Here is a 15,192-nt window from a genome sequence, read left to right as displayed (position 1 = left end):
AAAAAAATTGAAGCTTGTTGTAAGCGTATGTACGTTGCTGCTATTTTGTCTGTGCCGGTACACCATCTTTGCATGCACAGGGGCTTTCGGATAGTGCCACCACAGACCTATCCACGAAAGCAGAAAAGACAGCATAGCTTCCATCCTCCTATTTCAAAGACATCGATATGCAACTTACCGCCAAAATAGAAGATAATAAAGGGGAATTGTGATCGTGCAATTTGCTGTAAATTTGCACTGTAAAAGCTCTTTGTTTCAAGATTTCCGAAGGCACTAGCAAATTTATAAAGGCCGCCAGTGGCGACCTTCTAAATGATTGATAATCAGTGGGAGTTGACGGATTCGAACCATCGACCCTCTGCTTGTAAGGCAGATGCTCTGAACCAGCTGAGCTAAACTCCCTTGTGCTGACTGCAATCCTGTTAGGGATTACCGGGTGTGCAAATGTAATTATTAAAAGCTTTTGAAGAACAAATGTGCATAAGTATTTTAATACGCAATGATCCACATCCGGCTTAAGAACTTATTGAAAAGCCCCGGCATTACCGAGGCTTCGTGGGAGTTGACGGATTCGAACCATCGACCCTCTGCTTGTAAGGCAGATGCTCTGAACCAGCTGAGCTAAACTCCCTTAGGGAAATATAAAATCAGAAAAAAAGTGGGAGTTGACGGATTCGAACCATCGACCCTCTGCTTGTAAGGCAGATGCTCTGAACCAGCTGAGCTAAACTCCCTAAACTTACTTCCCCAGTGTATTTCGATCGCTTTTCGTTCGTTGGGATTGCAAAGGTAAAAATTATTTTTTCTCTGCCAAATATTTTTTTGATTTTCATTGAAACAGTTGGTTCTCAATTGCTTGAAAATCCTTGTCAGCATTAATTTCTACAGGGAGGGTAAAAAGTTAATTTATTGTTCCCTCATAGCCCGTAGCTTAAGTATTACCTTAATTCCCAATCTACGATTTGATTCACCCATTCTTCACGGAAAGGGGTGCTGACCTTGATATAATTATCGGTATAGCCTTCCATCATCCCGTTTTTGGCATGTGATTCAAACAGCACGCTGCGGGTTTCCCCGGTATGTTGCCCCGTGAAATATTGCATCTTCTTAAAACTCAGGTTCCGTAACATCTTGTTCCTTTCCTGGCGGACTTGTTGCGGTACAACCGGGTTAATATCCAGGGCTGCCGTATTCGCCCTTTCGCTGTAAGTAAATACGTGTAAGTATGAAATATCTAAGCCGTGCAAGAAATCATAGGTATCCTGGAAATGTGCATCGCTTTCGCTGGGGAATCCAACGATGACATCTACCCCTATACAACAATGCGGCATTAAGGATTTGATCTTATGCACTTTCTCTGTATAAAGTTCCCGGCGGTAGCGGCGGCGCATCAGGCCTAATATCTCGTTATTCCCACTTTGTAAAGGGATATGGAAATGCGGCATGAACTTGCGGCTCCTGGCCACGAATTCAATGATTTCATCAGATAAAAGGTTCGGCTCGATGGAAGAGATGCGGTACCGTTCGATACCGGCTACATTTTCCAATGCCTGCACCAGTTCATAGAAGCTTTCTTCCCTGCGCTTGCCGCCTTCGAAGCCCTTGCCGAAGTCTCCCAGGTTAACCCCGGTCAGCACGATTTCTTTTACCCCGCCGGCTGCCAATTCTTTTACATTTTCAAGGACGTTGGCGATGCTGTCGCTACGGCTGATGCCGCGTGCCATCGGTATCGTGCAAAAAGCACAGTTATAATCGCAACCATCCTGCACCTTGAGGAACGTCCGGGTACGATCATTTACCGAGTAAGAAGCATGGAAAGTATTGACATCTTCAATATCGCAGGAGCAGATTTGCGCGCTATCGCCCTTCGTGAAATTTTTAATATGATCCACGATATTGAACTTTTCGGCGGCGCCTAATACGAGGTCCACACCTTCGATCCCGGCAATTTCCTGCGGTTTCAACTGTGCATAACAGCCCGTGATCACGACCATACTTCCCGGTGCGCGACGTTGGATGCGGCGAACGAGCTGCCGGCATTCCTTGTCTGCATTGTCTGTAACAGAACAAGTATTGATCACATAAACGTCGGCCTCATCCTCAAATTCTTTCTTTTTGAAACCGTCATTCTCGAATAGCCTGCCAAGGGTGGAGGTTTCCGAGAAGTTCAGCTTGCAGCCGAGGGTATGAAATGCTACTGATTTTGCCTGTGCCATAAGCTCGCAAAGGTAGCAACTTTTTAGCTTAGTTGAAGGTTCCTATTTTTGTGTTAATTTAGTTCGTAATATGTTATCAAAGAATCTTAGGAAAGTTATCTGGGTGCCGCTCGTGGCGGTAGCGGCCTTTTTCGTAATCGGAAAGGACAAGTTAGCCGGGAGCAAGCCGGCAGCACAGCAGCAAGGGCCAGCCACTCCTTATTCTAAGGAGCATCCTTATTTTTATTATACGAAGCATGCCCGTTGCCGCATGGAATGCCGCCATGTTTCGGAAGAGGAAGTGGCAGAGATATACCGGGAAGGTAAAGTGAACCGTGCTAAGTCGGATCCCGGTGATAAACCTTGCCCTACAATTGCCAAGGAAGGCTATTCTGATGATGGTCAACATTTACGGATTGTTTTCGCGAATTGTGGGCAGGTAATTAAAGTGATTACCTGTATAGATTTGGAAAAAGACTGGACTTGCGATTGCCAATAGTTTGAATAATATTTTTAGGTAATCCGCTTACTTATACTTAATTTTCGCGTTTTTAGAGATAATTGTCGAGCTGATTTATGCGTACCATCCTCAAGCCTATCCAGGTTATTTACACGATTTATGCGATCATTACGTTCTTGGGCATCATGTTCCTGATCTTACCACCTATTATCTTGGCCACATTAATTTTCGGTAGGGTTAAAGGTGGCAACATCGTGTTTTATTTCTTGAGATTTTGGGCGCATGCTTGGTTTCCATTAATCGGCATTTGGGTAAGCCGCATTTATAAAGCGCCCCGTAAGAAAGAGCCTTGTATTTACGTGGTGAATCACAGTTCTTACCTGGATGCAGCGATTGCCGTTAAGGTAATGCGTTTGCCCTTTCGCCCGCTCGGTAAAGTAGAATTAGTTAAAGTACCCTTTTTCGGGATTATTTATAAGGCTTCGGTGGTGGCTGTAGATCGCAAAACGGCAGTTGGCCGCGCGAAAAGTGTTAGGGAAATGATTGCCATGTTGAAAGAAGGGGTATCCGTATTGATATTCCCGGAAGGAACATTTAATAAATCAGATAACCCCTTGGGTACTTTCCATAACGGCGCTTTTAAAATCGCTATCGAAACCCAAACCCCGATTAAACCGGTGGTGTATGTAGATAGTAAATTCAGGTTGAAGAAGGTTAACCTCACTTCCCTGGCGCCGGGCAAATGCCGCGTAGTATTCTTGCCGGAGATCCCCGTTGAAGGATTGACGATCGAAGATTTACCGGCCTTGAAACAAAAAACTTACGAAATCATGGATGCTGCGATGCGTGAATACCATGAGTATCCCGCCTTGCAGACGGTTTGATAAGTATTGATATGAAGTTTGCAGATGTAATCTTACCCCTGGCGCTGCCCAGGAATTATACATATTCCATCCCCGATAAGATGGTGCCTCTTTTACAACCCGGCAGCCGCGTGGCGGTGCAGCTCGGGCGACAAAAGAAATATGCTGCCATTGTTAAAACCATCCACGAACAAGCTCCGAAGGCTTATCAAACTAAGCCTATATTAGATATACTCGATAAGGACCCCGTTGTATTTCCGAATCAAATTAAGTTTTGGGAATGGATCGCTTCGTATTACATGTGCACCGAAGGCGAGGTGCTCAACGCTGCTTTGCCCGCGCATTTAAAATTGTCGAGTGAAACGATCCTCTTATATAACGATGACCATACTTACGATTCTGCATTACTGGATGATGATGAGTTTATGATCGCGGAAGCTTTGCAGATCCGTAAAGAACTCAGTATCGAGGAAGTACAGCAGATTTTGGATAAAGTAGAAGTATATAGCGTGATCAAACGCCTGCTGGAAAAGAACATCCTGTTGGTGTATGAAACGCTGAAGGAAGCTTACCGGGAAAAGAAAGAGAATTATGTGCAACTTAGCCCGGACTACCAGCAGGAAGAACGCCTGTCCGCATTATTCGATGAATTGGGCCGCGCACCTAAACAACTGGAATTATTATTGGCCTACCTGCACTTCGTTAAAACGCAAGGCAGTGTTTTGCAGGCGGAGTTGTTGAAAAAATCTGGCGCATCTGCCGCGCAGTTGAAAGGCTTGGTTGATAAGGGAATACTCTGGATCGAAAAAAGAACGGTGGATCGCATCCCCTTAGGCAAAACGGAAGCCACGATAGATTTTAACTTGAGTCCTTCTCAAGAAAATGCCCTGGCAAGCGTACGCGGATGTTTCGAAACTAAAGCCGTTACCTTGTTGCACGGCGTTACGTCCAGCGGTAAGACACAGGTATACGTAAAATTAATAGAAGATTGTATCAATAAGGGGCAGCAGGTCTTATACCTTTTACCGGAAATCGCGTTGACAGCGCAGATCATCCGCCGGTTGAAAAAACATTTTGCAGGAAAGATCGGGATTTACCATTCCCGCTTTAACAATAACGAAAGGGTTGAAATTTGGAACAAGGTGAAATCCGGGGAGATTCAAATCGTCCTGGGGGCCCGTTCTAGCTTATTATTACCATTTAAAGACCTGGGTCTTATTGTCCTGGATGAAGAGCATGATAGTTCTTACAAGCAACAGGATCCTGCACCGCGCTACCATGCGAGGGATGCGGCCATTTATTATGCGGGTTTGTTCGGTGCAAAGGTGCTGCTGGGCTCCGCGACGCCCAGCATGGAAACTTACTTCAATGCCAGCCAGGGTAAATTCGGTCTGGTGAAATTGATGGAACGTTTCGGCGGTATCGAGATGCCCGCAATCGAAGTGGCGGATTTGAAACAGGAAGCGGCCTTGAAAACGATGAAAGGCAACTTCTCCCAACAGTTGCTCTCAGCGATGGAAGAAGCGTTGCAACAACAGAAACAGGTCATCCTGTTCCAAAACAGGCGTGGCTTTGCACCCTTTCTCTTGTGTACTACCTGCGGCTGGATTCCGCATTGCCATCAATGTGACGTATCATTAACTTACCACAGGAACCAAGATAAACTGCATTGCCATTACTGCGGTACAAGGTACCCCTACTTATATACTTGCGAAGCTTGCGGCAGCCAAACATTGATCCCGAAAAGCTTCGGTACCGAAAAGGTGGAAGATGATTTACAACATCTTTTCCCGGAAGCGAGAATTGCCCGCATGGATGTGGATTCTGTACGTACTAAGGACTCCCATAACAAGATGATCCAGATGCTTGAACAAAGGGAAATTGATATTTTAGTAGGTACGCAAATGGTCGTGAAAGGCCTGGACTTTGAAAATGTAAACTTAGTTGGGATTTTGAGTGCCGACAGCTTGCTGAGTTACCCGGATTTCAGGGTAAATGAAAGGGCGTTTCAACTGATGGAGCAAGTGAGTGGCCGCGCGGGTAGAAGGGACGGACTAGGTAAGGTAATTATCCAGGCTAATAATACGAAACACCCGGTATTGCAATATGTGGCTGACCATGATTACAATGCTATGTATGTCAATGAAATCGCGGAGCGCGAGCAATTCAACTACCCGCCGTTTTGCCGTTTGCTCAAAATAACATTGAAGCATAAGCAGGAGAAAACGGTTGCGCAGGCGGCACAGGTTTTAGGTAATTGGCTGGTACCGAAATTCGGAACACAGGTTATCGGGCCATCGGCGCCGATCGTGGACAGGGTTAGGAATTATTATTTACAGGAGCTGATGATAAAGTTGCCCCGCGATTCAAAAAAAATCGCGCAGGCAAAATATATGCTGCGCGAATTCTTTATCCAGTTAACGACGGAAAAAGCTTTCCGCTCGGTTATTATCATCCCGGATGTAGATTGTATCTAGGTTATTTACGTTTTAATACTATTGGACTTTCTTTCAATTGCAAAAGCTGACCTAGCATATTGTGTAACTGGTCAAATACGCCCAGCTCGTAATGTGTTGCCCCGTACCATTGCGTGATATAATAAGTAAGATTGTTCCCGTCCACCATCACCATGGATTTAAAACCGGCTACTTCTTTTGCCCCATCTTTTACCGTAAATTCTTTATCGTAATATTTGGGATTGGCTAATGTATAACCAGCCGGTATTTCGATAGTGATTTTACTTTCTTGGAAGAATGGATACAAAATATCAAGGCCTTTATCCCGCGGCGGTAATGTGTTATTTGCACTCACGATAGTAGGATTAAGTCCGCCCAGCCTAATCTCGATCCCGTTATTAGTTTTCGTTAATAAAGAAGCATTGGTGTAGGTACCCTTGATATTTGTAGGCGCTTCTATCTCGGTTGGTGACCAGTCGGTATTGCTATAGCTAAGTGCTTTAATATGGATGTCTTTTTCCGCCACCGGCAATAATTGGGCTGCTTTATCCCTATATTGATTCGCGTTCAGCGCTTTAAACATCGTCTTTACGCTTACATCGGGTAAACCGTTGATTGTTTGGGACGAATTGATGAGCAAGGAGTCCATGGAAGCGGTCAATCGAATGTTGCTCACCGTGCGGCTGCCGTTGCCTGCATAATCCTTTGCAGGTACTTGCATAAACGCAGTTTTTACTTCGGACTGGTCGCCATCCTTAACATCCCAACAATGCAAGGCAGTAGTATTTGCCCAGAGTGGGGGAATATTTGGGAAATGGTATTCATATTCGGTGGGCGCCATGCATAGATCTATTTCCGGGAAATACAGCAAAGGTTTTTTAGCCCTATCGAAACTACACATTGTTGAATCGATCTGCAATTCATCCCTTGGGGAAGTCAATAATAACTCCGTGCGGATTCCGAGCATGTAATATACCGCTGAAAATAGCCTTACCAAGCCTACATCGTTGGCTTCGCGGTTCCGGAGAATGTAACTTAAGTCTTCCAGTTGCTGGATATTTTCAGCCGGTTCGTACTTGATAATGCTTTTGAGGTAATGCTCCACCTGGTATATTAATAAGGGTAAAGCTTTTTGTTGTTTTAGGAAGGCCCAGCGTTCCATATTCTTTTGCAAGTTATTGAACTCCGTACGGCTAATGTTATTGTAAGTGATGAATTCCGATTCGCCAAAATCTTGCCAGGTATAGGTTACTTTCTCTTTCTTATTATAAGTTTGATTGACAAAAGATGACATGGCATAAGCTACAGCCTGCATGTTCGGTTTGGGGAACATGTAAATGCTGTTGGATATAGCGGGGATATTGCTACTGCTGGCTTCTGCCGTAAGAAGCTTCGTGCCGGCGATAGGGGAGATATCACCGAAACCATTTAATCCCTTCACGTCGAAAGTAAAAGTATTGGGAGCAATTAGTTTAAAGTTCGCTTTCAGCACGGGGCTATTTTCCTGGAAATAATCTACGCCGGAATATTGATTATAAATTAATAAACCGAAATCGTATTCAATTTCACAACCTACTTCTAGGTTTTCGGGGCGCATGACCCAGGCCTCTTCATCCTTGCTAAGTTTAACCGTTCTTAGGTATCCTTTTACCATCTCGAATTTCCCGTTAGGATGAATAACCCTAGCTTCCATGAAATATGGATCGGCATTCGGAATCTTTGGAATCATGTAATTAGCTAAGCTATCGACTGCCTTTTGCGTATTGAGACGGATGTGTTTATGTATATAAAGCACCTGTGAAAGATCCGGCTCCGACCTCGTGGTAGCTTCATAGAAATTACGGGCTACGCTATAATCCAGTATGGTGACATCCGTTTGTACTAAACCGGGATCGGTAACCACGTAGGGGCTGGGATTCACGCTCCATGTACCAGGAATCTGGGTATTGATTTGCGCATTAGTAACCAGGTGACCCATCAAGCATACTCCGATAATCATTAATAATCGTCTAATTCTCATAACTTTTACCATTGATTGGGTGTGTTTATATCAGCAAATATGGTAAATAAATCAGCAAAAAAAGCACCAGATTACCTGGACGGCTGTACCATATCATTATATTCATATATATGCAAGCCTTTCGACTGTTGCAAAGAAGCACCTAGCATTGATTGGACAATCGTTCCGGGTGAGATACTTCTATATTTGCGGAGGCCGTCTAAAAGTAAGGGATTCATTGCCCTCATTAACATCATCGAAATCTTTTCGGCCAATCTTCGTTCAGATCTTTCACCGTCAATCAAAGATGGCCTGAAAATATGCAGCGACTCGAAATCCAATGCTTCCAATGCCTTTTCCATCTTGCCTTTCGTGCGCAGGTAGAAATTACTGGAACCGGCGTTGGCGCCTATGGCAGAAATAACAAGCATTTGAGGAACTGCGGCTTGTTTCGCCAGGGATCCAAAATTTACAGGGATGTCAAGGTCCACTTTCGCAAAGGCTTCCCGGGTGCCGGCTTTTTTGATCGTGGTACCGATACAACAGAATAGCGCTTCGCCTTTCAATTCCGCTGATATCGTAGGAAGGTTATCAAAATCAGTTAACACTTGTACGAGTTTAGGATGATTGATAGGCAGGGAAGTTCGCACGAAAACCTTCACTTGATCAAAGTACGTATCTGAAAGCAGCAGCTGGGTCAACTTTTTACCACATAAGCCGCTAGCCCCTATAATTAAGGCAGTTCGCATGCGATTTTATTTATCTTTGTTCAATTATTAAAGATAGTTTTTTATACGCAACCATGATACAAGTTCAAGAACAAGTTTCATTATTACCCTACAACACCTTCGGCATTGAGGCTACGGCTCAATATTTCAGTAGCTTTCGCAACGCGGTAGAGTTACAGGAACTACTGGAGGGGAAATCATGGAAAGGTTTACCAAAGTTGATTTTAGGAGGGGGAAGTAACATGTTGCTGACCAAGGATGTGGCCGGGCTGGTAATGAAAAATGAAATTAAGGGACTAGAGATATCGGGTGAGGATAAGGATTTTGTATATATAAAATGCGGCGCAGGGGAAGTTTGGCACCAGTTTATCTTGCATTGTGTGCAAAACAATTGGGCTGGGCTAGAAAATCTTTCCTTGATACCCGGTAACGTCGGCGCAAGTCCCATGCAAAATATCGGCGCTTACGGCGTCGAGATAAAAGATAGTTTTTACGAGCTCACAGCTTTGCAGCTTGAAGATCTGAGTATCCATACTTTTGATAATAAATCCTGTGAATTCGGTTACCGTGAAAGCGTTTTTAAAAAGGCGCTGAAGAACCGGTTCGTGATCTTGGATGTGACTTATAAACTCCGCAAGCAACCGCGGTTTAATACCAGTTACGGCGCTATAGAACAAGAATTGGAAGCGATGGGGGTTGAAGATTTGAGTATCCAGGCAATCAGCCAGGCCGTTATCAATATCCGTTCCTCGAAATTGCCAAATCCTGCCGAGATCGGTAACGCTGGGAGTTTCTTTAAGAATCCCGAAATACCGGCAAAGGTATTCGCATCATTACAAATCGATTTTCCGGGTATCGTAGGTTATCCATTACCTGGTGATCGTGTCAAATTAGCTGCCGGGTGGTTGATCGAACAATGTGGCTGGAAAGGTTACCGTAATGGGGATGCCGGCGTTCATGCCAAGCAGGCCCTGGTTTTGGTGAACTACGGTCATGCCAAAGGACAAGAAATATTTGACTTGTCTACTGCTATCTTGGAAAGCGTTCAAGCAAAATTCGGCGTTGCACTGGAACGCGAGGTGAATATCATATAACATCTCGCCCCTTAGTGGGGTGGGCTGGTGTATGATGCAGTATTATAACGTGGGTTGTAAACTTAAATTGATTACTCTAAACAGGTTGATAAAATAGTAAGGGCTAACAAGATAGTAATAATAATTTAATATTTAAGCATTTTGTTAAAAAAAATTAGAAGGTGTAACTATTTTTATTTTGAATATGATGCACGATCTTCTTTGCATGCTCCCTAGAATTTTCTATAAACCAAACATGGGTATCCATCCCCCCGCAAACAACCCCCGCTAGGTATATACCTTGTAAATTGGTTTCCATCGTTTTCTCGTTATATGCCGGATACCGCTTCCAATCCTTGGATAATGCAATACCTACTTTTTCCAAGAAACTGAAATTGGGTTGATACCCCGTCGCGGCAATGACGAAGTCATTATCAATTGACACGATTCCATCAGGTGTTTTGATGTCAACGCTATGATCATGGATGGCATGGATTGTTGAATAGAAAAAAGCTTTGATGCTTCCTTCTTCTACCCGGTTCTCTATATCGGGTTTTACCCAGTATTTTACTCGTTTACCAATATTGCCTTCCCGGATAACCATCGTTACTTCCGCCCCTTTTCTATATGTTTCCAAGGCGGCATCTACGGCTGAATTATTGGCGCCTACAACGACTACCTTTTGACCGGCGTAGTAATGTGGGTCACGGTAGTAATGCGTTACTTTGGGTAAATCTTCGCCCGGTACATTCATCAAGTTCGGAATGTCGTAAAATCCTGTTGCGATAACTATATTTTCGGCTTCATAATGTGTTTTGCTTGTCTGCACGGTATAGTACCCGTCCGCGGGGATGATCGCCGTCACTTCTTCGAACAATTTCATCCGGATCTTGGCAGAATCGGCTACACGGCGGTAATATTCCAATGATTCGGCCCTTGTCGGTTTTGCGTTATTAGAAACAAAGGGAATGCCGCCGATCTCCAATCTTTCCGAAGTGGAGAAAAAAGTCATATTAAGCGGGTACCGGTACAGGGAGTTGACCAGGCAACCTTTTTCAACCACGAGGTAGCTTAATCCTGCTTTCTGTGCTTCTAAAGCACATGCCAAACCAATGGGGCCGCCCCCGATTATCAATAAATCAATTCTTCCTTCTTTCATAAACTTTGCAAGATTTTCCTGAGAAAACAAAGCTACTGGTTATCCTGCTTATTTCATGCATATAACTGTCATTTTGTGACGGTTTTAACCTGCCATCGCGGTTAACCTGTCCAGCAACTTATACATGTAAGCATTGGCTTTCGGTATATGTTCTACGCCTTTCAGCAGATGGATTTTATCTTGAATAAAAGGTGCGGTAATTAACTCGTTTTCACAATGGGTTAATAAATCTTGGACACCTTGCTCCAGTATCTCGAAATGAAATTGTAAACCGAGAACTTTCTGTTTATAAATGAATGCCTGGTTATTACATGCGACGCTGGAAGCAAATTGCAAGGATTCATCGGGAAGATCGAAAGTGTCGCCATGCCAATGAAGCACGCGCAACTCGGAAGGTAAAAAGTCTAACTGGCGAAAAGTATGGACATTTTCTTTGAAATATACCGGGTGCCAGCCGATTTCCTTCTGTTGATTTGGAAAAACATTTGCACCCAGGGCCGCTGCAATTAATTGCGCACCGAAGCAAATCCCCAATACGATCTTACCGGAATCTATCGCTAGTTTTACCAGCTTCTTTTCAACATGCATCCATGGATAACGTGTTTCCTCGTATACTCCCATGGGACCACCCATTATAATGAGCATGTCGATCGCGTCAAGGTTAGGTATACTAATGGTTTCGTACCACCTGGTATGGCTTACCGTATGTTTGTTTTCATCAATCCAAGACTGGATACAGCCAAGACCTTCAAAGGGAACATGTTGAAAGTAATGTATGTGCATAGCGGGTATTTGGGTCAATTTCCCGAAAAAATACAAAAATTTCCCCTTCCTTAATAATTCAAATGATGAAATGTTTCTTAGATAACATATAAAATGATGAACAGGGTTAGCATGCTTGTCAATATCCATAAGAACGTACCATGTAGTAATGGCTTCCAGCCAATGTTTGCCAAGGATGCGGGCGTTAGGCTGGCCCCGATAAGAAATAATGTGAGTAGGAACCCGGTTTTGGCTACCGGCACTATGTAATTTGAAAATGTCTGCGCGGCAGGGATATAAGTATAAATCAGCATGGCCAATACGAATGCCGGGATAAAATACGGGATCTTGATACGCTTAGCTCCCTGTTTAAAATGCCAAGAGGAATAAACAGCCAGCGGGATGATCCATAACACCCTTGATAATTTTATCGTAGTCGCGATCTTCAAGGCTTCTTCTCCATATTTCCCGGCAGCTCCCACGACGGAACTTGTATCATGGATCGCCAATGCACTCCAGGTACCGAACTGTTGCTGACTTAAACCTAACCGGTGGCCAACCAATGGGAAAATAAACAGCGCCGAAGCATTTAATAAGAATACCACGCCCAATGAAACGGAGAGTTGTTCATTATCTGCTTTTATGACCGGCGAAATGGCCGCAATTGCACTTCCGCCGCAAATGGCAGTACCTGCACATACAAGGTGGGCGGTGGTTTTCTCAATACCCATCCACCTGCCTAAGAGTTTACCCACAACCAATGTGAAGAGGATGGATATAATGGCTAATCCAAATCCTTCCTTACCAACTTTGAACGCTTCGATAGCATTCATGCCAAAGCCTAGTCCTACAACGGAACATTGTAACAATATATGTGAAACTTTTCCTTGTAATGCGGCAAATGGATGCGGGATAAATTGTGCAACTATAATCCCCAAAACGATGGCGATCGCCGCGTTCATAAATGGAAGTAAGCATACACCCATAGCAACAAAAAACAGGATTCCTTGCCATGAAATATTTCCCTTCGTAACCGATAATAATTTTCTAACCATCTGGAACAAATTTTATTGTTGCAAAGGTTAGATGAATCGATAACTAAGTCAAATCAAGAAATAGTATGAGTTATAACTAAAAGTTATGAGATTAATAGGTTGGCTACCTTTTTTGCCGGTTATATTGAATCATATATTGAATACCCTCACTGTACGGCGTATACATCTTCCCGAACCTTTTCTCGAACTTGGAACTATCGAAAAGATACGGTGAGTCGTATTGGTACAACATTTCCTTGATCTCGCGGATATTGGTATTAAACAAGCCTGCAATCGTAAGTAACCAAGGAGGGAAAATACCGATTTTTTGGGGCAGTCCCGCAGCTTCCAAGGCTTGATGAATGAATGACTTCATCGTAATTTTTTCCGGGTCGGTTGGTAAATGCCAAATTTGATTATAAGCATCCGGGGTGTTTCCCAGTAGTGCGGTTGCTTTGCCGGCATCGGGCGTATAAGTTAAGGAGTGGGGCACATTGATATCAACGAGCCATTGTGGCTTTTTGCCATCGCGGATATTATCAAATATTAAATTCGTAACGCTGTTTTTAGTTCCCGGTCCGTAGAAGTCTACCGAACGCGCGATTAAAATAGGGAACGTGTTCTTATGCATCTCGTCCTGGAGCATACTTATAAGGCGGGTACGCACTTTTCCTTTCTTGCTATTAGGGCGCATAATGCTTTCTTCCGTCATCCATCCATCTACTTTGCCATACATGTATACGTTATCGAAGAACACTAATTTTGCGCCGGTACGGATACAGGCATTGATAACATTTTGCATCAAGATAGGCCATTGCTCTTGCCATACTTTTGCCTGGTATTTTAATCCAACCGTTAGGTAAACGACTTCAGAGCCTTCGATGGCGCGGAATGTTTCACCCGGGTTTAATAAATCTGCTTTGAAGACCTGGTCTGTCTCGTTAACTTTCTGTGGATTCCTAGCTACTATCCTAATGTCTGTCGTGTATTGGGTGAGGGCTTTTGCAAGCTCGATGCCAATAATACCGCCGGCTCCTAATATCGTCTGCATGTCAAATGATTTTTTTAATGTTTTTATGATATTGTCATCGCTTCATATTTCTTTCTCAACAAGACGAACATATACATATCGAAATGTTTTTGATCGAAATACATCCAGTCTTTGAGCATAGCTTCCCTGTAAAAGCCCAACTTCTCCAGCACCTTTATAGATGACGTATTACCGGGCATAACTTCCGCTTCGATGCGGTTGACCTGTAATTGTTCCATTCCAAATTGAATGACACGTTTTAATGCTTCCGTCATAAAGCCCTTGTTCCAATAATCGGGATGAAGGTCATAGCCTATATTGGAACGGTGGTTCGGCGTAAAATGGTTGAACCCGACCGTACCGATCAATTTCGTTGCACCTTGAATCGTGATACCCCAACGGACACCTTTCTGCTCTTGAAAACGCTTGGCATAATAATCAATAAAGTGTTGCGCTTCATGCAATTGCCGGAAAGGATGCAGGTTATAAAATTGCGTAACGCGCGTGTCGCTGAACAATTTAAAAATATCTTCGAGGTGTTTAGGATTGATAGGCACCAATGATAACCTCGCTGTTTGAAGTACGGGAAATGCTAATAATGATGACATTGCCGGTGAGGTGATCATAATCAATATCGGGTTGTGTGATAAATGTACAACAAAATGGGTTGAAAACCTTAAATATATGTGTGGCTACAAGTACTAGGTTGGCCATTGGCTAAACCCTACAAAATGATCTTCTCTTCCCATTCTAATTCCCCGGGTAAGTCCATCGCAGCATATTCAATGTGTAAAACCCTGCGGCTTAAACCTCCTTTACTCCTGCCGGATGAATGCAGGATTAAAGGTTGCATAATCATTATACCACCCGCCGGAACATTACATATAACCTCCTTGGTCCTGTATTGATCGAACTGATCGGGTGGAATAAGGCCTTGCTTATGGCTCCCGGGTACCACGCGGAGCGCCCCGTTGTCTCCGGTTGTATTATCTAAATGTATCCTGCAAGTGTAAACTTGTTGTAATAATTCAATAGGTGGCTGAACCGAAAAATAACCGTTTTTCTTTGTCCATTTGGAATATTTTGGAGTTGCTACCTGCTTGCTGACAGATATAGTTAAATCTTGGTGGTAGCTTACAAACCAGTTGGAATGAGCGGGCTTATCAAAGTAAATTGATTTAACAGGAAAATATTTTGAACCCGGTAAGATCGGATCAAAATATTTTTGTAGCCCCGGCTTTATAAGTGCCGCCAAACTCGGGATTTCATGCAGGATTTTCCTTGTAGCATGGATGGCGGTACCTTCAGCGCAAGGATCTATCTTGCTATTTAATAATGATTGTATACAAGCAACTTCCTGTTGCGAGAATACATTTGGTATAATAAGGTACCCTTCGTTTTCCAAGAACTCTTTCGGGTTAATCATTTTAGTA

Annotated in this window: 13 protein-coding genes and 3 tRNA genes; 4 read left to right on the top strand and 12 right to left on the bottom strand. The window is 43.6% G+C overall.

Features of this window, described 5'->3' with window-relative positions; all coding sequences use genetic code 11:
- Positions 1-327: 327 nt before the first annotated feature.
- From COR50_RS21655 to mtaB, 4 genes are all read right to left on the bottom strand, one after another.
- Positions 328-402: transfer RNA gene (locus COR50_RS21655), tRNA-Val, on the bottom strand.
- A gap of 154 nt (positions 403-556) precedes the next feature.
- Positions 557-631, bottom strand: a tRNA-Val gene (locus COR50_RS21650).
- A gap of 28 nt (positions 632-659) precedes the next feature.
- A tRNA-Val gene (locus COR50_RS21645) sits at positions 660-734 on the bottom strand.
- 204 nt (positions 735-938) lie between these two features.
- Positions 939-2,216 carry a tRNA (N(6)-L-threonylcarbamoyladenosine(37)-C(2))-methylthiotransferase MtaB gene (gene mtaB / locus COR50_RS21640; RefSeq protein ID WP_098195936.1) on the bottom strand — a complete coding sequence of 426 codons (1,278 nt, stop codon included), beginning with the start codon at positions 2,214-2,216 and terminating at the stop codon, positions 939-941.
- Positions 2,217-2,286: 70 nt separating this feature from the next.
- Here mtaB and COR50_RS21635 point away from each other — a divergent pair, with 70 nt between their 5' ends.
- The 3 genes from COR50_RS21635 to priA all read left to right on the top strand — a co-directional run bounded on the left by COR50_RS21635 (position 2,287) and on the right by priA (position 5,995).
- Positions 2,287-2,694: a DUF4258 domain-containing protein gene (locus COR50_RS21635; RefSeq protein ID WP_098195935.1), complete on the top strand. Its 408-nt coding sequence runs from the start codon at positions 2,287-2,289 to the stop codon at positions 2,692-2,694.
- A 77-nt stretch (positions 2,695-2,771) separates the two neighbouring features.
- On the top strand, positions 2,772-3,539 hold the full coding sequence (locus COR50_RS21630; protein ID WP_098195934.1) for a lysophospholipid acyltransferase family protein: 768 nt from the start codon (positions 2,772-2,774) through the stop codon (positions 3,537-3,539).
- Positions 3,540-3,550: 11 nt separating this feature from the next.
- The gene (priA, locus tag COR50_RS21625; protein ID WP_098196359.1) at positions 3,551-5,995 is read left to right on the top strand and encodes a replication restart helicase PriA; all 2,445 of its coding nucleotides are present in this window, start codon (positions 3,551-3,553) and stop codon (positions 5,993-5,995) included.
- 1 nt (position 5,996) lies between these two features.
- Here the strand turns inward: priA and COR50_RS21620 are convergent, their stop codons facing one another.
- The gene (locus COR50_RS21620) at positions 5,997-7,994 is read right to left on the bottom strand and encodes a DUF3857 domain-containing protein (RefSeq protein WP_157761053.1); all 1,998 of its coding nucleotides are present in this window, start codon (positions 7,992-7,994) and stop codon (positions 5,997-5,999) included.
- A gap of 71 nt (positions 7,995-8,065) precedes the next feature.
- Entirely contained in the window at positions 8,066-8,722 is a 657-nt protein-coding gene (locus COR50_RS21615) for an NAD(P)H-binding protein (protein ID WP_098195932.1), read from the bottom strand.
- 53 nt (positions 8,723-8,775) lie between these two features.
- Here COR50_RS21615 and murB point away from each other — a divergent pair, with 53 nt between their 5' ends.
- Positions 8,776-9,795: a UDP-N-acetylmuramate dehydrogenase gene (murB, locus tag COR50_RS21610; protein ID WP_098195931.1), complete on the top strand. Its 1,020-nt coding sequence runs from the start codon at positions 8,776-8,778 to the stop codon at positions 9,793-9,795.
- 154 nt (positions 9,796-9,949) lie between these two features.
- Here murB and COR50_RS21605 read toward each other — a convergent pair whose 3' ends face one another.
- The 6 genes from COR50_RS21605 to COR50_RS21580 all read right to left on the bottom strand — a co-directional run bounded on the left by COR50_RS21605 (position 9,950) and on the right by COR50_RS21580 (position 15,185).
- Entirely contained in the window at positions 9,950-10,933 is a 984-nt protein-coding gene (locus COR50_RS21605; RefSeq protein WP_098195930.1) for a YpdA family putative bacillithiol disulfide reductase, read from the bottom strand.
- Between the two features lie 84 nt (positions 10,934-11,017).
- A complete protein-coding gene (locus tag COR50_RS21600) occupies positions 11,018-11,716 on the bottom strand; it encodes a type 1 glutamine amidotransferase (RefSeq protein ID WP_157761052.1) in 699 nt (232 codons plus the stop codon).
- A gap of 77 nt (positions 11,717-11,793) precedes the next feature.
- Positions 11,794-12,750: a YeiH family protein gene (locus tag COR50_RS21595; RefSeq protein ID WP_098195928.1), complete on the bottom strand. Its 957-nt coding sequence runs from the start codon at positions 12,748-12,750 to the stop codon at positions 11,794-11,796.
- Positions 12,751-12,853: 103 nt separating this feature from the next.
- Positions 12,854-13,780: an NAD-dependent epimerase/dehydratase family protein gene (locus tag COR50_RS21590; protein WP_098195927.1), complete on the bottom strand. Its 927-nt coding sequence runs from the start codon at positions 13,778-13,780 to the stop codon at positions 12,854-12,856.
- 23 nt (positions 13,781-13,803) lie between these two features.
- The gene (locus COR50_RS21585; protein WP_098196358.1) at positions 13,804-14,367 is read right to left on the bottom strand and encodes a GNAT family N-acetyltransferase; all 564 of its coding nucleotides are present in this window, start codon (positions 14,365-14,367) and stop codon (positions 13,804-13,806) included.
- A gap of 116 nt (positions 14,368-14,483) precedes the next feature.
- Entirely contained in the window at positions 14,484-15,185 is a 702-nt protein-coding gene (locus COR50_RS21580; protein WP_098195926.1) for a phytanoyl-CoA dioxygenase family protein, read from the bottom strand.
- Positions 15,186-15,192 lie beyond the last annotated feature (7 nt).

This window comes from Chitinophaga caeni (genome assembly GCF_002557795.1).
GTDB classification, from domain to species: domain Bacteria; phylum Bacteroidota; class Bacteroidia; order Chitinophagales; family Chitinophagaceae; genus Chitinophaga; species Chitinophaga caeni.
The sequence above is the reverse complement of the archived record's forward strand: the minus strand, read 5'-3'. Positions and strand labels throughout refer to the sequence as shown.